At 70.4% G+C, this 23,575-nt stretch carries 18 protein-coding genes; 14 read left to right on the top strand and 4 right to left on the bottom strand.

Annotated elements, in window-relative coordinates:
• Positions 1 to 13: 13 nt before the first annotated feature.
• Positions 14 to 691 carry a leucine efflux protein LeuE gene (leuE, locus tag OG963_RS19280; RefSeq protein ID WP_093773421.1) on the top strand — a complete coding sequence of 226 codons (678 nt, stop codon included), beginning with the start codon at positions 14 to 16 and terminating at the stop codon, positions 689 to 691.
• Positions 692 to 839: 148 nt separating this feature from the next.
• Here the strand turns inward: leuE and OG963_RS19275 are convergent, their stop codons facing one another.
• A complete protein-coding gene (locus OG963_RS19275; RefSeq protein ID WP_093930818.1) occupies positions 840 to 2,273 on the bottom strand; it encodes an FAD-dependent monooxygenase in 1,434 nt (477 codons plus the stop codon).
• 38 nt (positions 2,274 to 2,311) lie between these two features.
• Here OG963_RS19275 and OG963_RS19270 point away from each other — a divergent pair, with 38 nt between their 5' ends.
• The 3 genes from OG963_RS19270 to OG963_RS19260 all read left to right on the top strand — a co-directional run bounded on the left by OG963_RS19270 (position 2,312) and on the right by OG963_RS19260 (position 7,295).
• Positions 2,312 to 2,956: a TetR/AcrR family transcriptional regulator C-terminal domain-containing protein gene (locus tag OG963_RS19270; RefSeq protein WP_030914557.1), complete on the top strand. Its 645-nt coding sequence runs from the start codon at positions 2,312 to 2,314 to the stop codon at positions 2,954 to 2,956.
• 440 nt (positions 2,957 to 3,396) lie between these two features.
• Positions 3,397 to 4,950 carry a hypothetical protein gene (locus OG963_RS19265; RefSeq protein ID WP_371799275.1) on the top strand — a complete coding sequence of 518 codons (1,554 nt, stop codon included), beginning with the start codon at positions 3,397 to 3,399 and terminating at the stop codon, positions 4,948 to 4,950.
• Positions 4,947 to 7,295 (top strand): glycosyltransferase, encoded by a 2,349-nt coding sequence (locus tag OG963_RS19260; protein WP_093773106.1) that lies wholly within the window; start codon positions 4,947 to 4,949, stop codon positions 7,293 to 7,295. Before OG963_RS19265 ends, OG963_RS19260 begins: the two co-directional genes overlap by 4 nt.
• 147 nt (positions 7,296 to 7,442) lie before the next feature.
• Here OG963_RS19260 and OG963_RS19255 read toward each other — a convergent pair whose 3' ends face one another.
• Positions 7,443 to 8,816 carry a polysialyltransferase family glycosyltransferase gene (locus OG963_RS19255; protein WP_093773104.1) on the bottom strand — a complete coding sequence of 458 codons (1,374 nt, stop codon included), beginning with the start codon at positions 8,814 to 8,816 and terminating at the stop codon, positions 7,443 to 7,445.
• Positions 8,813 to 9,796 (bottom strand): glycosyltransferase family 2 protein, encoded by a 984-nt coding sequence (locus OG963_RS19250; protein ID WP_093773102.1) that lies wholly within the window; start codon positions 9,794 to 9,796, stop codon positions 8,813 to 8,815. Before OG963_RS19250 ends, OG963_RS19255 begins: the two co-directional genes overlap by 4 nt.
• Before the next feature lie 209 nt (positions 9,797 to 10,005).
• Between OG963_RS19250 and OG963_RS19245 the strand changes: the two genes are divergently transcribed.
• Genes OG963_RS19245 through OG963_RS19230 form a run of 4 tightly spaced genes read left to right on the top strand, consistent with a single transcriptional unit; the run spans position 10,006 to position 14,644 of the window.
• Complete coding sequence (locus OG963_RS19245) at positions 10,006 to 11,364, top strand: DUF6716 putative glycosyltransferase (RefSeq protein WP_234321980.1); 1,359 nt, start codon at positions 10,006 to 10,008, stop codon at positions 11,362 to 11,364.
• A gap of 20 nt (positions 11,365 to 11,384) precedes the next feature.
• Positions 11,385 to 12,629, top strand: coding sequence for an acylneuraminate cytidylyltransferase (locus tag OG963_RS19240; protein WP_093773100.1), 1,245 nt, complete (start codon positions 11,385 to 11,387; stop codon positions 12,627 to 12,629).
• A 12-nt stretch (positions 12,630 to 12,641) separates the two neighbouring features.
• On the top strand, positions 12,642 to 13,577 hold the full coding sequence (locus tag OG963_RS19235; protein ID WP_030914580.1) for an N-acetylneuraminate synthase family protein: 936 nt from the start codon (positions 12,642 to 12,644) through the stop codon (positions 13,575 to 13,577).
• Positions 13,578 to 13,588: 11 nt separating this feature from the next.
• Positions 13,589 to 14,644, top strand: coding sequence for a hypothetical protein (locus OG963_RS19230; RefSeq protein WP_030914583.1), 1,056 nt, complete (start codon positions 13,589 to 13,591; stop codon positions 14,642 to 14,644).
• 197 nt (positions 14,645 to 14,841) lie between these two features.
• Here the strand turns inward: OG963_RS19230 and OG963_RS19225 are convergent, their stop codons facing one another.
• A complete protein-coding gene (locus OG963_RS19225) occupies positions 14,842 to 16,116 on the bottom strand; it encodes a M48 family metallopeptidase (protein WP_256328065.1) in 1,275 nt (424 codons plus the stop codon).
• A 281-nt stretch (positions 16,117 to 16,397) separates the two neighbouring features.
• Here OG963_RS19225 and OG963_RS19220 point away from each other — a divergent pair, with 281 nt between their 5' ends.
• From OG963_RS19220 to OG963_RS19195, 6 genes are all read left to right on the top strand, one after another.
• The gene (locus tag OG963_RS19220) at positions 16,398 to 17,663 is read left to right on the top strand and encodes an amidohydrolase (RefSeq protein WP_093773096.1); all 1,266 of its coding nucleotides are present in this window, start codon (positions 16,398 to 16,400) and stop codon (positions 17,661 to 17,663) included.
• A gap of 138 nt (positions 17,664 to 17,801) precedes the next feature.
• Positions 17,802 to 18,842, top strand: coding sequence for a BMP family protein (locus OG963_RS19215; protein WP_030914591.1), 1,041 nt, complete (start codon positions 17,802 to 17,804; stop codon positions 18,840 to 18,842).
• Between the two features lie 257 nt (positions 18,843 to 19,099).
• Positions 19,100 to 20,692 carry an ABC transporter ATP-binding protein gene (locus tag OG963_RS19210; RefSeq protein ID WP_030914594.1) on the top strand — a complete coding sequence of 531 codons (1,593 nt, stop codon included), beginning with the start codon at positions 19,100 to 19,102 and terminating at the stop codon, positions 20,690 to 20,692.
• A complete protein-coding gene (locus tag OG963_RS19205) occupies positions 20,689 to 21,804 on the top strand; it encodes an ABC transporter permease (RefSeq protein ID WP_371799274.1) in 1,116 nt (371 codons plus the stop codon). Before OG963_RS19210 ends, OG963_RS19205 begins: the two co-directional genes overlap by 4 nt.
• The gene (locus OG963_RS19200) at positions 21,801 to 23,087 is read left to right on the top strand and encodes an ABC transporter permease (protein ID WP_030914602.1); all 1,287 of its coding nucleotides are present in this window, start codon (positions 21,801 to 21,803) and stop codon (positions 23,085 to 23,087) included. Before OG963_RS19205 ends, OG963_RS19200 begins: the two co-directional genes overlap by 4 nt.
• The gene (locus OG963_RS19195) at positions 23,084 to 23,482 is read left to right on the top strand and encodes a cytidine deaminase (RefSeq protein WP_327126483.1); all 399 of its coding nucleotides are present in this window, start codon (positions 23,084 to 23,086) and stop codon (positions 23,480 to 23,482) included. The genes OG963_RS19200 and OG963_RS19195 overlap by 4 nt, the downstream gene beginning before the upstream one ends.
• The last annotated feature ends 93 nt before the right edge of the window (positions 23,483 to 23,575 follow it).

The following is a 23,575-nucleotide window of genomic DNA, read 5'->3' as shown; positions in this document are numbered from 1 at the left end:
GACACTCGTCCTCATGCTGGGTGTCACTGATCTTCCGACCTACCTCGTCGGCCTCGTGCTGATCGTTCTGCTGCCGGGGCCGAATTCGCTGTACGTGCTCTCCGTCGCCGCCCGCCGCGGTGTGCGGACCGGGTATGTGGCGGCGGCCGGTGTGTGGACCGGTGACACGGTGCTGATGACACTGTCCGCGCTCGGCGCCGCCTCCCTGCTGCAGACCACGCCGGTGCTCTTCGCCATCGTCAAGTACGCGGGCGCGGGCTATCTGACCTGGCTGGCGATCGGCATGCTGCGGGCCGCGGTGTCCATGTGGCGCGAGCGGCACCGGCAGATCGCCGAGCTGACCGACGAAGCGGCCGGGTCGGACGGGGCGAAGGCGGCGGCCGGGGCGGTGGAGCGGCCGTACCGACGGGCGCTGGTGGTGAGCCTCTTCAACCCGAAGGCGATCCTGTTCCTGATCTCCTTCTTCGTGCAGTTCGTCGACCCCGGGTACGCCTATCCGGCGCTGTCGTTCCTGCTGCTGGGCACACTCCTGCAGATCGCCAGCTTCCTCTACCTGTCGACGCTGATATTCGGCGGCACCCGGCTGTCCGCCGCGTTCCGCCGCCGCAAGCGGCTGTCGGCGGGCGCGACTTCGGCTGCCGGTGTGCTGTTCCTCGGTTTCGCGGCGAAGCTCTCGTTCAGCAGCGTGTGAGGCGGGCGGCCCGGTTCACCGGTGCCGCGCGTCGTCGCCCACGTCGCGGATCATGTGCCGCAGGAGTTCGAGGGCGCGCATGTACTCCTCGTCGCGCGTCCCCCGGCGGGTCCCGCGCCCGCACCTCCACGGCCTCGGACGCGGGAACTCAGACGGGCTCGAGGCCGAGGCCGAGCGGTGCCAGATATGAGCCGAGCCTCGAGACGTCCTCGCCCGCCCAGCCGATGTAGCCGTCGGGGCGGATGAGGAACAGGCCCTTCCCGTACGCCTCGTAGGCGTCGGTGCGGTGGACGTGGACCGCGGCGCTCGACGAACCGTCGAACGCTGGGGGTTCCGTGTCCGCGCCGACGATCAGCAGCGTGAAGTGCGGTCCCCGGAACACGTCGAAGAGCCGTCGGCCGTCCCCGGCCGGTCCGTCCGGGGCCCGGTCGCCCGCCACCAGCGCGCCCGCACGGCCGGCCGACAGCGGGCCCTCGCGGTAGCCGAGCCCCAACTGCTGGGCTGCCGCACCGCGCTCCTGTTCACCGCGGTGGATGCGGGTGGAGAGCCCCAGCATGTCGGCCGCCACCGGCCGCCGCTCCGCTTCATAACTGTCGAGCAGCGCGACCGGCGCGCCGTGCCGCAACACCTGGCCGAGTTTCCAGCCCAGGTTGTACGCGTCCTGGACGCTGGTGTTGAGCCCCTGTCCGCCCGCCGGGGAGTGGACATGGGCGGCGTCGCCCGCCAGGAAGACGCGGCCCTCCCGGAACCGGTCGGCCAGCGCGGCGCGCGGCCGGAAGTCGGAGGACCAGCGCACCTCGGTGATGTCGTGGGCGTCGAGATGGGTGCGGGCGGCGACCAGAGCGCGTACACCCTCGACGGAGGTGTCCGGCTCGCCCTCCTTGAACTGCGCCACCAGCTGGAAGTCCGCCGTGCCGGGCAGCGGGCAGAGGGTGACGAAGCCCGCGTCACTCATCACGACGTGCCAGTTGAGCCGGTCGAGAGTGTCCCCGGCGACCCGGACGTCGGCGACCAGCATCGGCGCCGGGTCCACGGTCTCACCGGTCATGGCGACGGCGAGCGCGCGCCGGACCGTACTCCGGCCGCCGTCCGCCGCGACCAGGTAGGAGGCGCGCACCGGGCCGGTGGTCAGGTGCGCCGTGACACCTTCCGTGTCCTGGTCGAGTCCGGTGAGCGCGGTCGAGAAGGCGACCTCGCCGCCCAGCTCGCGCAGACGTGCCAGCAGGATCTCCTGCGTGCGCCACTGCGGCATCATCCACGGCTCCCCGTAGGGCTCGGCCTCTGTCGGCGCCGCCCGGCGGAACATGTCGTGCTCACCCTGGCGCCGCCCGTCCTGCCAGACCATGCCGACCGGTGCCGGGCCGCCGTGCGTGCGCACCGCGTCACCGACTCCGAGATCGTCGAGGACCTCACGTGTGCGCGGCTGGATGCCCTTGCCACGAGAGCCGGGGAAGAGCGCGGGCGCCTGCTCGACGAGGACGGCACGCACGCCGCGGCGGGCCAGGTCGCAGGCGAGCGCGAGGCCGCAGGGGCCGGCGCCGACGATCAGCACCTCGGTTTCCTTAACGCTGTTAAGTTCCATGGTGGGGAGTGTGTGCTTAACGCTGTTAAATTGTCAAGGTGGGTACGACGAAGATCGACCGGGCGCGGGTGGCCGACACCGCGCTGCGGCTACTGAACGAAGTGGGCCTCGACGGGCTCACCCTGCGCGCCATCGCCAAGGAGCTGGACGTCAAGGCGCCCGCGCTCTACTGGCACTTCAAAGACAAGCAGGCACTGCTCGACGAGATGGCCACGGTGATGTACCGCCGGATGCTCGTCGAGGATCTGCCGGGCCCGGCCCCGGATCGCTGGCAGGACCAGCTGGTCGCGTACCACGGCGCCCTGCGCGCCGCGCTGCTGCGATACCGGGACGGGGCGAAGGTGTACGGCGGTGCGAGGTTCACCGGCACCGAACATGCCGACGGCCTGGAGGCCCATCTGCGGACCATGGTCGACGCCGGCTTCGAACTCTGGCAGGCCGTCCGAGCGGGCACCACCGCGTACGCGTACACGATGGGCTTCGTCAGCGAGGAGCAGGGCGTCCGCCCGATGCCGGACGAACGGCGGGACGGCTACGACATCGGCGAGCGCGCCGAGCGGATGGCGCAGTACCCGCTCGCCGCCGCGGCCGGCGCCGAGATCTTCGCCCACTACGAGGAACGGTTCGAGGACGGCCTGCGGCTGATCGTCGCGGGGATCGAGGCACGGTACGGGGTGCGCTGATCGCGGGTCGGGCCGGGCGGCCCGACCCGCCGCCCAGCGATCGGCGCAGCAGTGGGGCGCACCGGCGACCAGCCGTAGTCCGTCCAGGGGGCGCAGCGGGGGTGTGAGTGCCGGCCGGCGGTCCGGGCCGTCCAGGGGCTGCGGTGAGGACGGGGCCGGCACCGGCGCCGGTGCGGCAGGAGCCCGCTCGACGGTCCTCGCGGGACATCCGGAGTGACGGTCGCGGCCTTCGCTTCCCGCGGCGGTGTAGGGACGGCCCTCCGGGCGCTCCGAAGTCCCGAAACGGACGAGAGGGGAGCAGTTTTCCGTGCTGACAGGGCGAGTTCATCTTGCGGCCGTTCAGGTTTCTTAGCGTGCTACGGAACCTCAAACGGTTGCCGAACATTTGTACCCCTCCATATGCCCCCTTCCCCCCACGGGCATCAGACGCTTGGAGCGCCATGACGAAAGCCCGCACCCGTTGGCCACGGCAGCGTGACGCGGAGGACTCGCTCCCGCCCGAGGGCGGTACGACCCATCTCGCCACCGTCCAGCCGACGGAACTGGAGACCTGCCTGCGCGCCTGCGCCGCGCACAGCGGGAAGCTGGTCGCCGGGCTCGACCGGCGGCGTACGGCGCTCGCGGAGGCCCTGCGGAATCTGCTGGCCACCCATGCCGGCATGGAGCAGACGTCCTCCGGGGGCTCCCCGATCCCGCTGCTGCGGCGCACCGCCAAGGCCGGTTGGGGTTCTGCTCTGGTGCTCGGCGACAAGCTGCTCGACCCGCTGCTCGCGGTCGGCAACAAGGCGCTGGACTGCGGTTACGAGGACGAGCTGAAGCTCGCGATCCTCATCACGGACACCGTGCTCACGCAGCGCAAGCGCTCCCGGGCGGGCTGGCGGCTGCGGGCCCGGACCCTGGAGGCGATGGGCGCGGAGACCGCCGCAGTCGAGGCGTACGAGCACTACCTCGACCTCACCGACGAGGACGGCTTCGGGGTCGCGGCGAAGACGGCCGGGCTGCGCGTGGGCGCGGAGCGCCAGAGCGAGCTGCTGCGGAAGCTGGAGCGCGACTGCCCCGAGGCCGCGGCCTTCGTCGGCCGGTCCGTCACCGACTCCTGGGCCGAGGGCCTGGAACTGCACGGGCGAGGAGCCTGGAACGAGGCACGGCCCCGGCTGATCGGCGCACTTCTGACCCAGGAACGGGCCGGCGCGCCGGTGCCGGAGATCCAGGAGGCCCTGGCCCAGTACCTCGGCCTCGCGCTGGAGGTCAGCGGCGCGGCGGGCAGCGGCGGCAGCACCCGCGGGAACACGGGTACCGGCGACCTCGCCCTCCTCACGGACCTCATCGCGCTCTACGCCGAGCAGCGCCGGACCCGGATGCGCGGCCCGATCGCCGACCCCACCTTCGGCGGCGTCGAATGGACCACGCTCGGCGAGTTCCGTAACCGCATCGCGGGCAAGTCGATCTGCCTGATCGCCAACTCGCAGCGTGTCGGCACCGGCTCGATGGGCGCCGAGATCGACGCGTACGACCTGGTCGTCCGCTTCAACTCGTACAAGATCGACCCGTCGGCGACCGGCAAGCGCACCGACATCCACGCCACCATCCACAAGCACGGATTCAACTGGGACCAGAAGGTCCACACCCGGCTGGTCTTCGGTGGCACCTCCGGCGACTGGAAGTACTCGCTGCGCAACCGGCTGGTGCCGGGCGCCCAGCAGTACCTCGGCGACGAATCGCTGCGCTGGCCGCTGCGCGACATCGGCAAGGTCGGCGCGGATGTCTGGCCCGCCATCCCCACCAGCGGCTTCAACATGCTGTGGCTGCTGGACTACCTGGACGTCAGCACGCAGCTCGACCTGATCGGCTTCGACTTCTACGAGAGCGGCGCCTACCGGCTGCCCGCAGCGATGAAGATGCCCATCACCTCCGTGCACGAGTACACCAGCGAAAAGGCGTGGGTCATGGAACGCGCCCAGAGCGTCACCGATATGAGGATCCGACTGCGATGACGACGACGCACACCACGACCGCCGCGCCCGTACCCCAGGCCCCCGCCCCCGCGAACACACTCACCGGCAAGCGCCGCGTCGCCTTCGCGAGCTTCGTGGACGAGAACTATCTGCCCGGCTTCCTCGCCCTGCTGCGCAGCCTCGCCCTGTCCAACCCGGCGGTCTGCGAGGACTTCATCGTCCTGCACGACGGGCTGCGCCCCGCCTCCGTCGCACAGATCCGGGCGCTGCACCCGCGCATCGACTTCCGCCGGGTCGACGCCGCGCACTACGACACGTACGCCAAGGGCGACCAGGACAACTACCTGGTGCGCAAGGCGTACTTCATCCTCGATGTCTTCCGGGTGCGCGACTACGACACCGTGATCACCCTGGACACCGACATGGTGGTCCTCGGCGATCTGGGCGAGCTTCTGAAGCTTCGCGACGGGCTTGCCGCCGTTCCGCAGTTCTTCTACGGGCAGCACAAGCTCAACAGCGGGCTGCTGGTCATCCAGCGCGAGTATCTGAGCGACGAGTTCTGCGCGAAGATCGACGAGGTCGGCCGCAAGGGCACGTACGAACTCGACAAGCACGACCAGGGCATCCTGAACGCCGTGCTCGACGGTGACTTCGTGCAGCTCGACGCCCGCTACAACTTCGTCAAGCGGCGGCTCTCCGGCGACCTCCCGGTGCCCGACACCACCGCGATCCTGCACTTCACCGGCCGGCACAAGCCCTGGCAGGGCGGCGAGGCCGGCTACGGGCAGGCCGAGGACCGCTGGCGCGAGTTCGAGCTGTCCGACGCCGAGTTCCACGCCGCGTACCTGGCGCTGCCCGGTGCGAAGCACCACGACCTGCTGGTGCACTACGGCACCGCGCACGTCCGGCGCACCGCCGACCCCGAGAATGCCCGCCGGGTCGCCGCCGCGCACATCGGCGCCGGTGAGTACCAGGAGGCGGCCGACCTGCTCGGCGGGGTCCGGATCCCCGTCGACGAGGCCTGGCCGCACGAGGTGCTCGGCCACGCGCTGATGAGCGTCTCGCGCTACGAGGAGGCCCGCGCCCAGCTCCTGCTGGCCAGCGCCGCCCCCAACCGGGCCGCGACCGCCTTCTCGCGCCTTGCCCAGATCGCCTGGATCCACGGCGACGACGCCACCGCCGAGCAGTACGCCCTCGAAGGGCTCGGCGTCGACCCGACCCACCGGGCGAGCCGACTGATGTACAAGCGCACCAAGGACGTCGAGGTCCCCGCCGAGGGACCGGCCGCCGAGCAGCTCGCGCACGTCGCCTTCTACATGGACCGACAGGGCAACGCCGGGGACAAGCTGCTCCCGGAGAGCGTCCGGCTGGCCTTCGGCCGCGACACCGGCCCGGCCCGCTGGCACTCCGTCCACGCGCACCGGCTCTTCGACGAGGCCGCACTGGAACGGGTCAACGCCCGCCGCGGACTGGTCATCGGCGGCGGTGGCCTCTTCATCCCGGACACCGCGCCGAACGGCAACAGCGGCTGGCAGTGGAACGTCCCCGACGAACTGCTGGAGCGGATCGACGTACCCGTCATGGTGTACGCGGTCGGGTTCAACGCCTTCGACGGCCAGGCGTACGGTCACGGCCGGGACCGGTTCCTCTCCTCGCTGCGGAAGCTGGTGGAGCGCGCCTCGTTCTTCGGGCTGCGCAACCACGGCTCGATCGAGAAGGTCCGCGAGCTGCTGCCGACGTCGCTGCACGACAAGGTCCGCTTCCAGCCCTGCCCGACCACGGTGACCCGGCAGCTGGTGGACGGCTGGACCGACCCCGTACAGCGCGAGAACACGGTGCTGATCAACGCCGCGTACGACCGCTCGGGGCTCCGCTTCGGCCACGACTACGCGCACTTCCTCGCCGAGATGGCCACCGCGGTGAAGGAGCTCGGCAAGCGTGCCGAGGTGCAGTGCGTGGCCCACTCGCTGGACGACGAGCGCATCGCGTTCGACCTGCGTCGCGAGCACGGCATCTCGCTGCCGGTGATCCCGATGTACGACTTCGAGAACGACGAGATCCGGTCCACGTACGCCCGGACCAAGCTGGTCATCGGGATGCGCGGGCACGCGGGCATGATCCCGTTCGGCTGCGGTACGCCGATCATCAGCCTGATCTCGCACCCGAAGATGGCGTACTTCCTGTCCGACATCGAGCGGCCCGAGTGGGGCATCTCCGTCCATGACCGGCACCTCGGGGCACGGCTCGTGGAGCGGGCGGCCGGGCTGCTGGACGACCACGCGGCGGCGGTGGCCGATGTGCACGGGCGGCAGCAGGAACTGTGGAAGGTCACCGAGGCGAACGCGGCGGACCTCCGGGTGATCCAGGGAGGCGTGCGCGTCTGACGACACGACGAAGGGGGCGGGGTGCCGACCGGGCACCCCGCCCCCTTCGTCATTCCGTCGACCGCCGGGCGGGCTCGAGGCCCGCCCGGCGATCGACGGCAGTGGCCCCGGTCAGACCGGCCGGGCCTCCGATGGCCGCGCGGCCACCTACCGTCGCACAACCCTCCGCAACGACTTCGCCCGCCGCGCGACCCTGCGCACCGCGGCATTCCGCGGCAGGAACGCGAACTGCGAGGGAACCCCGCCGGGCAGTCCCAGCGACGTCAGCCGCTTGCGCTTGAAGTAGCGCCAGGTCGTGGCTGTGAGATGGGCGGAGAGATACCGCTCAGCCGCCGACCGCAGCTGCGGATAGATCTTCGGCTGCATCGTGAAGCCGACCGCGGTGATCAGTTCGTTCAACTCGGCCGGCGCCACCGCAACGGGTTGCGTGGCCGTTCCCCGGCCGCCGAGGTCCGGCACCACCGCGTCCACCAGCGTGACCGGGACCCGGTTGCTGTTCTCGAACGGGGACAGCCGCTCCAGCAACGTCTCCGTACCGACCCGTGCCACCGGCAGTCCGTAGAACGTGGACGCCGTGAGCAGCGCGGTCGAGAAGCAGCCGACGACCAGCGCCGGCCGCATCCGCTGGTACAGCACCTCGGCGAGTACCGGCGCGGTCAGTACCCCCGAGTCCAGCACGGTCAGTTCCGCGCCGAGTTTCGCCGCCTCCGTCTCCATGGCCTGCGACCACCGGGCCGGGGCCGTCGGATGCGGCTTGAACACCAGACGGGTGTGGCCGAGTCCGACCGCGCCGCGCATCATCCGCAGGTGCAGTTCCTCCTCCTCCGCCGCGCTGATCAGGCCGAGCGCGGAGAGGTACTGGCCCAGCAGCAGTGCGGGCGCGTCCACGGACGGCACGCTCGCCGCGACATCGTGGGCGTCGCCCAGTTCACCGAGCACCTTGAGGAACGCCTCGGTCGGCACGATCTGCGACGTCACGCCGAACTCCGTGAGCAGCAACGGCTTCAGCCCCGGCACGAGGTCGAGGTGGAGCAGCCGCCGCACCCGGGTACCGACCAGCGGGTCGATCTTGTTCCTGGTCGGGCCGTAGCTCATCAGCCCGTCCGCGTACACATCGATCGGTACGCCGGTGAAGATCTCGGCGATCGCCATCGCCGGGTTGACCTGGATCGACTCGATGGCGAGCTCGATGTCGTCGTCGCCGAGTCCCCAAGCGAGGCGCAGATGCCGTTCCCACAGCGGTACGTCGTCGGGGCGCGGGGCCCAGCCGCTCGGATGGTGGGGGGCGATGGTCGCGTTCCAGGACACGATGTCGTCGAACCGGCCGCGCAGCGCGTCGAACCCGGGCATCGCGTCGACGGCGGGCGTCGTCTCCGGGATCGCCGCGTTGTTGGAGACGAGCAGGATGCGGCGGTCGGCGTCCGCGAAGACTCCCGCGTCCAGGGCGGCGGCGAGCGTGGCCGCGCCGTAGAGGGTGGAGGCGAAGAAGATCTGTGTCGTACGGGTCCGGCTGCTGCTCATGCGGCCGCCACCTCCTTCGCGGTGGCGGGCCGGCGGCGCAGCCGGCGCAGCAGGGTCGCGCGCTGCAGGTCCATCGAGTCGAGGGCGTCGTCCAGCACGTCCTGCGGCATCCGCTTGAGCGCTCCGGCGCTCATCGATTTCAGGGCACGGGCCACAGAAGGTTCGAACCTTTCCATCGAACTCATGTGATGCGAAATGATCGCGCAATAGGTACGGACCGCCTTCGGCAGGAGTGCCTGCGCGTCGCGGTCCGTCGCTGTTTCCCGTACGACTTGGTCGAATGAGCGAATGAAATCGAGCTGGCGCACGTCGCCGATCTGGGTCAGTGACGAGGCGACGCCACGCCGGTAGAAAATGCCGAGAAGCCCCAGCACCGCAAAGGAATCCGCCTCGCGGTGCAGCCGCCAGATCCACGGCCGGTCCTCGGCGGTGCGCAGACCGTCCGTGAAGTGCAGCAGCCCGCGGTCAAGGAGCCGGCGGTGGTAGAGGCCCGCCCAGGCGTACGGATAGTCGACCGAGGTGGTGCGACCGGCGGGCAGGATCGCGTCCCGCGGGTCCATGACCTCGCCCCTGCGGCCGTGCGGGACACGGTGGACCGTGCGGGTCCTGCCGTCGGCCTGGACATGGTCGGTACGGACGAAGTCGCAGCCCAGCGCCTCGGTACGGGCGAGCAGGTCGGCGTAGAAGCCGGGGGCCAGCCAGTCGTCGCCGTCGAGGAAGGCGAGGTACTCACCGCGGGCCGCGTCCAGACCGGTGTTCCGGGCGGTGGCCAGTCCGCCGTTCTGCTTGTGTCTGCGTACGACCACCCCCGGAATCTCGTCCTCGGCGCGGCGGAGTATGTCCGCGGTCCCGTCGGTCGAACAGTCGTCGACGAGGATGAATTCGAAGTCCTCGCGGGCGTTGGCCCGCAGGCTTCTCAGGGTGTCAGGGGCGTATGTCTGCACGTTGTAGAACGGCACGATGACGGAGAGCTTAACCACCCCTCACACGCTAGGGGGGCGCTCGTCATTTGCCCTGGCCCCAGGAGGGACGGCAGGTGAACGACGAATGTCGGAATGGTGAACCGGTCCGAATCCGAGCGGATTACGAGGCATTTGTGGAGCCGATTCGCCAACAGTCGGCGGGCTGTTAACCATCTGTTGCCGCCACGTTGGGCCGCCAATCGAAATGCCTTCCTAACTTCTTGGACGTGCCCCCACGTACCAGCAAGACGACGGCGCTCCGGGTAGCCGTACTCGCCGACTCGGACACCCGGTGGAAATGGGGCGCGCTCACCGCGCGCCGCCTGACCACCGGGGCCCCGGACGCGCCCCGGGCAGCGGATCGGCCGGTCGAGATCACCGGACTGCTGCTGCGCGGCCGTGCGACCCCGACCCCGCGCCAGCTCGCCGAGGTCGGCGACGTCGGGATCGAGACCGGCCGGGTGCGCGAGGTGACGGCCGTCGAGTTCCTGGACACCGTGCGGAACGAGGGGTACGACCTGGTGGTCCTCGCCCTGGTCGGCGGCGCCGTCCAGGCGATGCTGCACGGTCTCGCCGCCCTGCGGTCGGCCGCCAGACCCGTCGTCGTCACCGGCTATGTCGGTGTCGTCTACGAGAAGCTCGCCGACGGGCTGCTGCTGCGACACGGGGCGGACGTCGTCCTCGCCAACTCCCGACACGACGCGGAGCGTTTCCGCGCGGTGTACGAGGGAGTGGGCGCCGACGCCTCGGCCGTCACGGAGGCCGCACTGCCGTTCCTCGGCGGCGCGCCCCATCGGCGGCAGGAGGGCCGTGACACGGTCGTGTTCGCAGCGCAGCCCTCGGTACCGGCCTCCCGAGCCGACCGGACGTACCTGCTGCGCCGGCTCGTCGAGCACGCCAGGCTGCACCCCGACCGCGAGGTGCTGCTGAAGCTGCGCTCCAAGCCGGGTGAGCACACCACGCACATCGAAGAACTTCCGTACCAGCGGCTCGCGGCGAAGCTTCCCGGCGGGCTGCCGCCCAACTTCAGCCTGGTGTACGGGCACATGGGCGAGGTCCTCGACCGAACCGACCTGCTGGTCACGGTCTCCTCGACCGCCGCGCTGGAGTCCCTGCACCGGCGCATCCCGACCGCGATCCTCACCGACCTCGGCGTCCGCGAGACCCTCGGCAACCACCACTTCATCGGCTCGGGTCTGCTCACCTCGTGGGACCGGCTCGACGGCGGCTCCCACCCGGAGCCCGACGAGAAGTGGCTGGCCGGTCAGGGCGTCGCCGCCGACGGCACGTACGACACGGCCTACGACACCGCCCGCGCCCGCGTCGACGCACTGCTGGCCGAGCACCGCCTTCCCGACCTCACTCCGTACTACACACCCGCCACCGCCCCCGGCTACCTCCCCGGCATCCTCGCCCGCCACCACCTGGCCCCGGACGGGCACCCGCTGCCGGGCGCGGCGGCGCCGCGCGAGACCGGCGGGGTGCGGGGCGCGGTCCGCGACGCCGTCCGGGAGGCCGCGCGGGGGGCGTACCGGCAGGGAGTCCAGCGGGTCGCCCCCGTGATCCGGCGGATGGGTGAACTGTGAACACCACTTCAGGAGCAGAGATGACCCCGACCCCGACCGTGCTCGCCGTGATCCCCGCCCGCGGCGGATCCAAGGGCGTCCCGGCCAAGAACATCGCCCAGGTCGGTGGCATACCGCTGGTCGCCCGCGCGGTGCAGGCCTGTCTCGGCTCGAGCGAGGTCACCGACGTCGTGGTGACGACCGACGACGCTTCCATCGCCGCCGTCGCGCGGGCCGCGGGTGACGCGCTGGGGGCCTCCGAGCGGCTGCACTGCGTGCAGCGTCCCGCGGCCATCGCGGGCGACAGGTCGAGCAGCGAGGACGCGGTGCTGCACGCCCTCGACGCGTACGAGGCGACGCACGGCCGCACCGTCGACGTGGTGCTGCTGGTCCAGTGCACCAGCCCCTTCCTCACTCGCGAGGACATCGACGGCGTGGCCGCGGCGGTCGCCCGCGAAGGTGCCGACACGGCCGTCACCGTGGCTCCCTTCCACGGCTTCATATGGCGCGACGGCACCGCCGTCGAGGACCACGCCTACGGCGTCAACCACGACAAGGGCGTCCGGCAGATGCGGCAGGACCGCCCCGAGGACCTGCTGGAGACCGGCGCGGCGTACGCGATGGACGTCGCCGGCTTCCGCACCCACCGCCACCGCTTCTTCGGCGACACCGCGCTGGTCCGCACCGACCCCGCGCGGGTCCTGGAGATCGACGACCCGCACGACCTGGCCCGTGCCCGCGCCCTCGCGCCGCTACTCGACCCGTCGCCGCTGCCGACCCGCGACGACATCGACGCGGTCGTCCTCGACTTCGACGGCACCCAGACCGACGACCGCGTCCTCATCGACGCCGACGGGCGCGAGATCGTCGCCGTCCACCGCGGCGACGGCCTGGGCATCGCGGCCCTGCGCAAGTCCGGGCTGGACCTTCTCATCCTGTCCACCGAGCAGAACCCGGTCGTCGCCGCCCGGGCCAACAAGCTCAGGATCCCCGTCCTGCACGGCATCGACCGCAAGGACCTCGCGCTCAAGCAGTGGTGCGACGAGCAGGGCATCGCGCCCGAGCGGGTGCTCTACGTCGGCAACGACGTCAATGACCTGCCCTGCTTCGCCCTCGCCGGCTGGCCCGTCGCCGTCGCCAGCGCCCACGACTCGGTACGCGCCGCCGCGCGCGCCGTCACGACCACCCCCGGCGGCTTCGGTGCCATCCGCGAAATCGCGGCCTGGCTGCTCGGCCCCACTCTCACAAACCACCAGTCCACCCCCACCAACAACACCACCAAGTAAGGAAACACCCCCATGAGCACCTCCCGCCTGCGCACCCTCGGCACCCGCACCGCCGGCCCCGGTCAGCCCGTCTACATCACCGGCGAGATCGGCATCAACCACAACGGTGACCTCGACAACGCCCTCGCGCTGATCGACGTGGCCGCCGAAGCCGGCTGCGACGCCGTCAAGTTCCAGAAGCGCACCCCGGAGATCTGCACCCCGCGCGACCAGTGGGACATCGAGCGCGACACCCCGTGGGGCCGGATGACGTACATCGACTACCGCCACCGCGTCGAGTTCGGCGAGGCCGAGTACCAGGCCATCTCCGACCACTGCGCCAAGCGCGGCATCGACTGGTTCGCCTCCCCGTGGGACACCGAGGCCGTCGCCTTCCTCGAGAAGTTCGACATCCCCGCCCACAAGGTCGCCTCGGCCTCGCTGACCGACGACGAGCTGCTCCGCTCGCTGCGCGCCACCGGCCGCACGATCATCCTCTCCACCGGCATGTCGACCCCGCGCCAGATCCGCCACGCGGTCGAGGTCCTCGGCAGCGACAACATCCTGCTCTGCCACGCCACTTCGACGTACCCCGCGAAGGCGGAGGAGCTGAACCTGCGCGTCATCAACACCCTTCAGCAGGAGTACCCGAACGTCCCGATCGGTTACAGCGGCCACGAGACCGGCCTCCAGACGACCCTCGCCGCCGTCGCCCTCGGCGCCGCGTTCGTCGAGCGTCACATCACCCTCGACCGCGCCATGTGGGGTTCCGACCAGGCCGCCTCGGTCGAGCCGCAGGGCCTCACCCGCCTCGTCCGCGACATCCGCACGATCGAGGCCTCCCTGGGTGACGGCGTCAAGAAGGTGTACGAGTCCGAGCTCGGCCCGATGAAGAAGCTCCGCCGCGTCGCGGGCGTCGTCGCCGAGAACACCGAGGCGGCCCCGGTCGCCGAGCCGGCCGCGGTCTGACGGGCCGACCGGTGAACCTCGCCTTCGTCGAGAGCCCGGTCCAGCTCCTGAACGTCCTGGAGTGGGCCTACACAGAGGGAGGCGACGACCTGGTCCGATCGGACATGACGGTCGTCGTCCTCCCCCCGGTCGACCCGATGTCGCGCGGTCAGCTGCGCCGGATGGCGGAGCTGGCCCGCGACGAAGGCGCCACCGTGCGCTGGCAGGAGGCGCGCGGCGGCGCGGGTGCGCCGCTGAAGACCCTGCGCGCACTGACGGGGCTGCTGCGCAGGGCGGACCGGATCGTGATCGGCGACCCGTTCTCCCGCTATGTGCAGCTGCTCCTCACGATGGTCCGTGCCCGCCGCCTCACGGTGGTCGACGACGGCACGGCCACGATGGAGTTCGTCGCCCAACTGGCACGCGGCGAGAGGCTGGTGCGCTGGCACCGGCGCGGCACCTCAGGCGCGCGCGATCTGGTCCTGGCCCCGGTCACGGCCACCGCCCGCCGCCGTTTCACCCCGTCGAGGACCCGTACGGTCGAGGTATTCACAGCGATGCCGGTCGAGGCTCCGGCCGGCATCACGGTCACCCCCAACACCTTTGCCTGGACCCGTGCCCGCTTCGGTCCGCCGCTGCTCACCCGGGGCGCGGACCTGGTCGGCACATCCCTGGTCGAGACGGGCGTCATCGACCAGGAGCAGTACCTGGAGGCGGTCTCCGCCCTGGCCCGGACCCACGGCGCGACCCGGTACTTCGCCCACCGCCGGGAGTCCGCCGAGAAACTCCACGCCCTGGAGGCCGCCACCGGACTGGAGATCGTCCGTCCGGACCTCCCCCTGGAACTCATCGCTCGCCGCGGCCCGATCGGCCGCACGGTCCTGAGCTTCCCGTCCACCGTCGTCCACACGTTGCCGCTCGCACTGGTCGGCACGGAGGTCAAGGTCGCGGTCTGCGACGTCGCCCCGGAGTGGCTGCGGGACACGGCGTCGCCGCGCGCGCAGGGATTCCTGAGCGGTGTCACGGAGACGGCGCGCGACGTACAGCGGCTGGCCCCGTGGCGGGCGACGGCGGTCACGAAGGCCTAGCCGCCGGCGGGGCGGTGCGACCCGCATCGAGGAGCATGGGATCCCATGCTCGCGGAGTGAGGGGACAGGCTGCCTCCCGCGCCGGTCATTTCCCCGGCGCTCCGGCCGCGTCGTGCATGACGCCATCATCCCCGGACGCGGCGGTTGTCCGGGCGTACGTGAAGACGTTCGACCGGTCCGGACCGACGTCCGGTGCGCTAGCTTCCGTTGAGGATCTCGCGCGCCAATGTCTCCCGGGCCTTGGCCAGTTCGGCATCGAGAGCGGCCTGCCGCTCGGGAGCCGCCACCACCTCGGCGGCCGTCGGAGCCCCGGTGAGCAGGCAGGCGCGGCGTAGATGGGTGGGCGGGTGGGTCGTGTCGACGCCGTGTCCCCGCAACGCACTGCAGCGCCGCTGACGCTCGTACTCGCTCTGCGGGAGCGAGTCCATGTGGGCGGCCAGCCGCTTCCAGAGGCCGAGCCAGGCCTCCTCGCGCGCCGGGTTCCCGGCCCGCGCCACCTGCTTGGTGTTGGCTTCGCGCAGCAGCGCGGACGTGGCGGAGTCGCCGACCAGCAGGCGGTCGAGGAGCCCCACGGCCGCTTCGGTGGACCCGGCTCGGGCGGCGAAGGAGTCCGCCAGGTACTCGCCGCGCTGCGTGGCGCGAAACGTCAGGTGGTCGAGCAGCATGAGTACACCCAGGACCGCGCAACGGGGCAGCAGATACAACGCGTTGAGCGCCACCTCGCCGAGGGTGGGCTGCGGGATCCGGTTCAGCAGATACCTCCACGTGGTCAGCGAGCGCAGTGCGTTCGCGATGATCAGCCCGTGGCGGGTGTCCCCGTTGGCGTAATGTCCGAGCTCGTGCCCCAGCAGTGCGATCCGCTGCTGCGGCGTCAGGATCTCCCAGAGACCGAGTCCGATCTCCAGCCGCCGGCGCTGCCGCAGTCCGTACGTGCTGACGGACGCGTTCACGTCGACGGTCACGACAACCGCGTGCACCCCCGCCGTGCCGACGGCCTCGGCGACCTCGGCGATCAGGCGGAACAGCTCGGGCGCATCGGCCCGGTACAGCACCGGCACGTCGTCGGGAAGCTGTTGGAAGCGGGGTCGCAGGGGCCAGGCGATGCCCAGGAGAACCGCGCCCAGCAGGGGCAGCGCGCTGCCCCAGCCGAGCACCACCAGCAGGATTCCGGTGACGACCAGAGCAGCCGTGACGCCGTGGACGGCCAGAGCGATGGTGTAGGCGAGGACACTGGCGCCGTCGCGCCGGGGCCGCAGCGTCACACCGGCCGTCACCTCGGCGAGCAGCTTCTCCCCGTGCTGCCGGGCCAGCCTGCGCTGCAGCCGCTCCAGCCGCCCAGGGGTCTCCTCGGGCTCTCCCGGATCCATGTTCCAGTCGCAGGCGGCGCACCACACGACGAACCTGGGGTCCGTCCGGATCTCTGTTCCGCACTCCGGGCACGGCTGAACTCTCCGGTCCACGGTGTCGAGCATCGTCGAGGCCCCCCTCGTCCCGCGGCCCCGCCCCGGGACCGCTCCTTTGTACGACGCACTCGAACCGAGCGGGCCGGCGACGCAGCGTAAGCCGTGTGGAGTCCGGACCGACCGGCGGGCCGCGGCGTACGCCTTCGGGGGAAAACGGGTGAGTTTACCCACCTCCATCTCACGGCACACGCTCCGGCGCCGTATTTTGTTCCTCTATGCGGCTGAACTTTTGTTGATCTGTGGTCAGTTGAGGGGGCAAGGGGCCTACCCTTCAACAGGTGAACCACTTGATGTCCCGCGAGTCCGATCCCGAGCCGCCCGAGGACGCCGCCCTGCCCGGCACGCTGCCCGAACCCCTGCGGGCCGAGCTGATCGCCTTCCGGCGTGATCTGCACATGCACCCCGAGCTCGGCAACCAGGAGTTCCGTACCACCGCGGCCATCAAGGCCCGGTTGGAGAAGGCCGGGCTCGAACCCCGGGTGCTCTCCACCGGCACCGGGCTGATCTGCGACATCGGCACATCAGGAGGGGCACGGAGCTCGGACGAGGGCGATGACCGGCGGGCGGGCGATCCGCGGCCCATGCTCGCCCTCCGCGCGGACATCGACGCCCTGCCCATCCCGGACACCAAGGCCGGCGTCCCCTACCGGTCCACCGTCCCCGACCGGGCGCACGCCTGTGGGCACGACATCCACACCACCACCGTCCTCGGCGCCGGGCTCGTCCTCGCCGAGCTCGACCGGCAGGGGCTGCTGCCGCACCCCGTGCGGCTGATCTTCCAGCCGGCCGAGGAGGTGCTGCCCGGCGGGGCGGCCGATGCGATCGAGGCGGGGGTGCTGGAAGGCGTCGGGCGGATCATCGGGGTGCACTGCGACCCGAGGGTCGACGTGGGCAGGATCGGGCTGCGGGCCGGGCCGATCACCTCGGCCTGCGACCGGCTCGAGGTCACCCTGGACGGACCCGGCGGTCACACCGCCCGTCCGCATCTGACCACCGACCTGGTCACCGCCGCCGCGAAGGTGGCCACCGAGGTGCCCGCGCTGCTCGCCCGCCGGGTCGACGCCCGCTGGGGGCTCGCGGTCACCTGGGGGCGGCTGGTGGCCGGGCACACGTGCAATGTGATCCCGCAGCACGCCGAACTGTCCGGGACGGTCCGCTGCCTGGATCTGGCGGCGTGGCGGGAGGCGCCGGACCTGGTCCATGCCGCCATCGACGAGGTGGCCGGAATGCATCGGGCCAAGTCCGTGATCAACTATGTCCGTGGGGTCCCACCCGTCGTGAACGACCCGGGGACGACAGAGCTGCTGGCCGCCGCCATGGCCGGGCGCCGCGGATCGTATGCGATCGAGGACACCGAGCAGAGCCTCGGCGGGGAGGACTTCTCCTGGTATCTGGAGCACGTTCCGGGGGCCATGGCACGGCTCGGAGTGCGTACGCCCGGGGACACCCGGCGCCTCGACCTGCACCGCGGAGACTTCGATGCGGACGAGGAGGCGATCACCGTTGGCGTGGAGCTGTTCACCGCCGCAGCTTTGCTCGATGGCAACCGTTCGTAACCGGACAGGTCACCGCCGGTTCGCGACGATCCGATAACGGCTTCCGTACAGGGCTTTATCTGACATCTACGCGCGTTACGATCGCGGCGAAACCAGCGCCGGAAGAGGCGCTTCGGTCAGGTTTGAAGGAGCCTTCCCTTGCGCCGGGTATCCAAGATCACCGCTGCGTGTGCTGTCACTGCGGCTCTCGCGCTCACCGCCACCGCGTGTGGCGAGTCGTCCGACGAGAGCACCAGCTCCGACAAGGGCCAGATGAAGATCGGCATGGCCTACGACGTGGGCGGCCGTGGCGACAACTCGTTCAACGACTCCGCCGCCCGCGGCCTGGACAAGGCCAAGGCCGAGTTCAAGGCCCAGACGAAGGAGCTCACCGCCAAGAACGGTGAGACTCCGGCCGACCGCGAGCAGCGCCTGCAGTCGCTCGCCGAGGGCGGCTACAACCCGGTCATCGCGATCGGCTTCGCGTACAAGGACGCGGTCGACAAGATCGCCCCGAAGTACCCGAAGGTCAACTTCGGTCTGGTCGACTCGGTCTCCGACGCCAAGAACGTCGCCTCCATCGTCTTCACCGAGGAGCAGGGCTCGTACCTCGCCGGTGTCGCGGCGGCGCTGAAGTCGAAGGACGGCCAGGTCGGCTTCATCGGCGGTGTGGACCTTCCGCTGATCAAGAAGTTCGCCGCGGGCTTCCAGCAGGGTGTCCTGGACACGAACCCGAAGGCCAAGGTGCAGATCCAGTACCTGTCCACCGGTTCGGACCTGTCCGGCTTCGGTAGCCCCGACAAGGGTGAGGCCGCCGCCAAGGGCATGCTCGACAAGGGCGCGGACGTCATCTTCGCCGCCGCGGGCGGTTCCGGTGCCGGTTCGATCGAGGCCGTCGCGGGCCAGAAGGGTGCCTGGTCCATCGGTGTCGACTCCGACCAGGCCCTGGACCCGGCGCTGGCGAAGTACAAGGACACGATCCTGACCTCGGTCGTCAAGAACGTCGACGCCGGTGTCTACGACCTGATCAAGTCCGTCAAGGACGGTAAGCCGCTGACCGGCGTCCAGACGTACTCCCTGGCCAAGGGCGGCGTCTCGCTGACCACCACGGGTGACCACCTCACGGACATCCAGGCCAAGCTCGACGAGGCGAAGAAGAAGATCGTCGACGGCACGATCACGGTCAAGACCACGACCTGATCCGTCCCGTCGATCGGGGCCCGGGGGGAGCTGCTTCGGTTGCTCGCCCGGGCCCCGATTTCGCGTACGGCCTTCGGCGGAACGCCTCCGTAGTCGTGCGCACACCGTCCGCCACCTGCTATCGGGTGGTCAACGATTCGGTGGCGCTACGCGCGTAGCGTCCGCCGGGCGCGGTACCTTTTTTCGCCCCCACCGCCTCCGCCCTCCGCTCCTGCCAAGGAGAGTGCGTCATCAACGCGTCCAGCAGTCCCCATGCCGTGGAGCTCCGCGGCATCACCAAGCGGTTCCCCGGGGTCGTGGCCAACCACGACATCGACATCACCGTGCGCCGCGGCACCGTCCACGCTCTTGTCGGCGAGAACGGCGCCGGCAAGTCCACTCTGATGAAGATCCTGTACGGCATGCAGAAGCCGGACGAGGGCACCATCGCGGTGGACGGCGAGCAGGTCTCGTTCCACAACCCCGGCGACGCCATCGCACGCGGCATCGGCATGGTGCACCAGCACTTCATGCTCGCCGACTACCTGACCGTCCTGGAGAACGTCGTCCTCGGCTCCGAGAAGCTGTTCGGGATCGGCGACCGGGCCCGTGCCAGGATCAAGGAGATCTCCGACGCGTACGGCCTCGGCGTCCGCCCGGACGCCATGGTCGAGGACCTCGGCGTCGCCGACCGTCAGCGCGTGGAGATCCTCAAGGTCCTCTACCGCGGTGCCCGCACGCTGATCCTCGACGAGCCGACCGCGGTCCTCGTGCCCCAGGAGGTCGACGCGCTCTTCGACAACCTGCGCGAGCTCAAGGCCGAGGGCCTGACCGTCATCTTCATCTCGCACAAGCTCGGCGAGGTCCTCTCCGTCGCCGACGAGATCACGGTGATCCGGCGCGGCACGACGGTCGGCACCGCCGACCCGGCGAACACCACGACCAAGCAGCTCGCCGAGCTGATGGTCGGCAGCGAGCTGCCGTCGCCGGAGACCCGCGAGTCGACCGTCACCGAGACTCCCATGCTCACCGTCGACGACCTGCGGCTGACCGCCACCGACCCCGACGGGGTGGTGCGTGCCGTGCTCGACGGCATCACCTTCACCATCCACAAGGGCGAGGTCCTCGGCATCGCGGGCGTCGAGGGCAACGGCCAGTCCGAACTGGTCGACGCCATCATGGGGATGCGCTCCCTGGACGACGGGGTGCTCACCCTGGACGGCGCCGACATCTCCCGTACCCCGACGCGCAAGCGCCGCGAGGGCGGCATGGCCGTCATCCCCGAGGACCGCCACCGGCACGGACTGCTGCTGGAGGCCCCGCTCTGGGAGAACCGCATCCTCGGTCATGTCACCGAGCGGCCCAACAGCAAGGGCGCGTTCCTCGACCTCAAGGCCGCCCGCGCGGACACCGAGCGGATCGTGCGCGAGTACGACGTCCGCACCCCCGGCATCGAGGTCACCGCGGCCTCGCTCTCCGGCGGCAACCAGCAGAAGCTGATCGTCGGCCGCGAGATGAGCCACTCCCCGAAGCTGCTGATCGCCGCGCACCCCACCCGGGGCGTGGACGTCGGCGCGCAGGCGCAGATCTGGGACCAGATCCGCGAGGCGCGTCACGAGGGTCTGGCGGTGCTGCTGATCTCCGCCGACCTGGACGAGCTGATCGGGCTCTCCGACACCCTGCGCGTCATGTACCGCGGCCGGCTGGTCGCGGACGCCGACCCGGCGACCATCACCCCGGAAGAGCTCGGCTCGGCGATGACGGGAGCGGCCAGCGGCCATCTCGAAGCGCCGGCCGAGTCCGGTACGGATGCGGAGTCCGGTCCGGACTCCGCCGACACCGACCCCCGGGACGGGGGAGAGGACCGATGAAGAAGTTCGACAAGGAGCGGCTGCTCCTGGCGATCGCGGCCCCCGTACTCGCGATCGTGGTCGCGTTCCTGGTGACCGCTCTCGTGCTGGCCGCCACCGGCAAGGAACCGTTCAGCGCGTTCGGCATCATGTTCGACTACGGGGTGAAGTCGGACAGCCAGGTCTACATCCTCAACAAGGCGACGACGTACTACCTCGCAGGTCTCGCGGTGGCCGTCGGCTTCCGGATGAACCTCTTCAACATCGGCGTCGACGGCCAGTACCGCCTCGCCGCCTTCTTCGCCGCCGCCGTCGGTGGCGCGCTGACCCTGCCGGGCGCCCTCCAGATCCCGCTGATCATCCTCACCGCGATGATCGTCGGCGCGATGTGGGCCGGGATCGCCGGTGTCCTCAAGGTCACCCGAGGTGTCAGCGAGGTCGTCTCGACGATCATGCTGAACGCCATCGCCACCGCCGTCATCGGCTACCTGCTCCAGCAGGGCCGCCTCGGTCACCTCGACGAGGCCGGCACGAAGATCTCCACCAAACCGCTCCCGGAGTCCTCGCACTTCTTCGAGTTCCCGACCACCCCGACGCCCGTGTGGGGCTTCATCGTGGTCGCGGTCGTCGCGGGCATCGCCTACTGGTTCACGCTCTCGCGCACCCGGTTCGGCTTCGACCTGCGTACCGTCGGCCAGTCCGGCTCCGCGGCCGAGGCCAGTGGTGTCGACGTCAAGAAGATGATCGTCACGTCGATGCTGATCTCCGGCGCGGTGGCCGGCCTCATCGGCATGCCGACGCTGCTCAACGACAGCTACGAGTACAGCGGCGACTTCCCCATCGGTATCGGCTTCACCGGCATCGCCATCGCCCTCCTCGGCCGCAACCACCCCGTCGGCATCGCGCTCGGCGCGCTGCTCTGGGGCTTCCTGGAGCGCGGCACCGGAAAGCTCGAGTTCGAGGGGTACGACAAGGAGATCGTCGGCGTCATCCAGGGCGTCATCGTCCTGTGCGTCGTCATCGCGTACGAAGTCGTCCGCCGCTACGGACTCAAGCGCCAGCAGAGCAAGGTCGGCGCGGAACTCGCCGCACAGGCCGCCCGTAACTCCGACCAGCAGGAGGTGTCGGCGTGACCGCCACGGCGACTTCCACCCCGCCGCCCGCGGCCCCCAAGGTCTCCGGTGGCAGCGGCCGCACCCGCCTCTCCTTCCCTGTCGTCCTGCTGATCGTCGCGGGCGCGCTGCTCGCGCTGTCCGCGGTACGCGCCATCACCGGCGCCCAGGACGTCACCTCCGCCGGGCAGATCAGCGCGGCGCTCGCGATGGCCGTGCCGATCGGGCTCGCCGGTCTCGGCGGCCTGTGGGCCGAGCGGGCCGGTGTGGTCAACATCGGCCTCGAGGGCATGATGATTCTCGGCACCTTCTTCGGCGCCTGGGCCGGCTGGCAGACCAGCCCCTGGCTCGGCGTGCTGGCCGGTGTCATCGGCGGCATGCTCGGCGGGCTGCTGCACGCCGTCGCGACCGTAACCTTCGGCGTCGATCACATCATCTCCGGTATCGCCATCAACATCCTGGCGCTCGGGTTCACCACCTACTTCGCCAAGCTCTGGTTCAACACCGGTGACGCGGCGGCCAAGGGTGGCAGCCCGAAGCAGTCACCGCCGGCCGACGACATCACCTCGGTGACGATCCCCGGCCTGTCGGAATGGCTGCACTCGATCGAGAAACACCACTGGTTCTTCGTCTCCGACGTGGCCGGTGTCGTCGGCGGTCTGATCACCAATGTCTCGCTGCTGACGATCCTGGCCGCGATCCTCTTCGTCGTGACCTTCTTCGTCATGTGGAAGACCTCGTTCGGGCTGCGGCTGCGCTCCTGCGGTGAGAACCCGGTCGCCGCCGAGTCGCTCGGCGTGAACGTCTACCGCTACAAGTACATCGCTGTGATCATCTCGGGCGGCATGGCCGGACTCGGCGGTGCCTTCCTCTCCCTGGTGACCTCGCACATCTACAACGAGGGCCAGACCGGCGGACGCGGATACATCGGTCTCGCCGCGATGATCTTCGGTAACTGGCGGCCCGGCGGACTCGCCATGGGCGCGGGCCTGTTCGGCTTCGCCGACGCGCTCCAGCTGCGCAACGGCGGCGAGTCCGTCCACGCGCTGCTGCTCCTGCTGTTCGTCGTGCTGGCCGTGCTCGCCGCCTGGAAGCTGTACCGCAAGAGCTTCGTGCAGGGCGTGGTCAGCGCTGTCATCGCCGCAGCCGTGCTGGTGTGGTACCTCGCCACGGACACGGTGCCCACCGAGTTCGTGAGCGCCACCCCGTACATCGTCACGCTGCTCGTCCTCTCGCTCTCCGCGCAGCGGCTGCGGATGCCGAAGGCGGACGGCATGCGGTACCGGAAGGGCCAGGGCAAGTGACCGCGGCCGCCGACGTCGACTGGGACGCCCTGCGTGTCGCCGCCCGGGACGCCATGTCCCGGGCGTACGCCCCCTACTCGGGCTACCCGGTAGGCGTCGCAGCACGCGTCGACGACGGCCGCACCGTGGTGGGCTGCAACGTCGAGAACGCCTCGTACGGTCTGAGCCTGTGCGCGGAGTGCGGCCTGGTCTCGATGCTCAACGCCACCGGCGGCGGCCGTCTGACCCACTTCACCTGTGTCGACGGGACGGGCGCGATCCTGGTCCCGTGCGGCAGGTGCCGGCAGCTGCTGTACGAGTTCGGCGGACCGGAGCTCGTCCTGGAGACCCCGGACGGACTCCGCACGCTCGACGAGATGCTGCCCCAGGCCTTCGGCCCGGACCATCTGAAGTAGAACTGCTGTGGCCCTCCCGTCCGTTGGGAGGGCCACACCGTCATCCACCCTCTATGCGCGTAGAGTCATTCGGGACTCCTGCGTACGTACCGG

Origin of the sequence: Streptomyces sp. NBC_01707 (genome assembly GCF_041438805.1) — a bacterium.
Lineage (GTDB): Bacteria > Actinomycetota > Actinomycetes > Streptomycetales > Streptomycetaceae > Streptomyces.
This window is presented reverse-complemented; position numbering and strand designations above follow the sequence as displayed.

Bases quoted from the DNA above. Each gene is read 5' to 3' on its own strand.
- leuE (WP_093773421.1), top strand. From the start codon at position 14: ATGCTGGGTGTCACTGATCTTCCGACCTACCTCGTCGGCCTCGTGCTG.
- OG963_RS19275 (WP_093930818.1), bottom strand. From the start codon at position 2,273: ATGGAACTTAACAGCGTTAAGGAAACCGAGGTGCTGATCGTCGGCGCC.
- OG963_RS19265 (WP_371799275.1), top strand. From the start codon at position 3,397: ATGACGAAAGCCCGCACCCGTTGGCCACGGCAGCGTGACGCGGAGGAC.
- OG963_RS19260 (WP_093773106.1), top strand. From the start codon at position 4,947: ATGACGACGACGCACACCACGACCGCCGCGCCCGTACCCCAGGCCCCC.
- OG963_RS19255 (WP_093773104.1), bottom strand. From the start codon at position 8,816: ATGAGCAGCAGCCGGACCCGTACGACACAGATCTTCTTCGCCTCCACC.
- OG963_RS19240 (WP_093773100.1), top strand. From the start codon at position 11,385: ATGACCCCGACCCCGACCGTGCTCGCCGTGATCCCCGCCCGCGGCGGA.
- OG963_RS19235 (WP_030914580.1), top strand. From the start codon at position 12,642: ATGAGCACCTCCCGCCTGCGCACCCTCGGCACCCGCACCGCCGGCCCC.
- OG963_RS19225 (WP_256328065.1), bottom strand. From the start codon at position 16,116: ATGCTCGACACCGTGGACCGGAGAGTTCAGCCGTGCCCGGAGTGCGGA.
- OG963_RS19220 (WP_093773096.1), top strand. From the start codon at position 16,398: ATGTCCCGCGAGTCCGATCCCGAGCCGCCCGAGGACGCCGCCCTGCCC.
- OG963_RS19205 (WP_371799274.1), top strand. From the start codon at position 20,689: ATGAAGAAGTTCGACAAGGAGCGGCTGCTCCTGGCGATCGCGGCCCCC.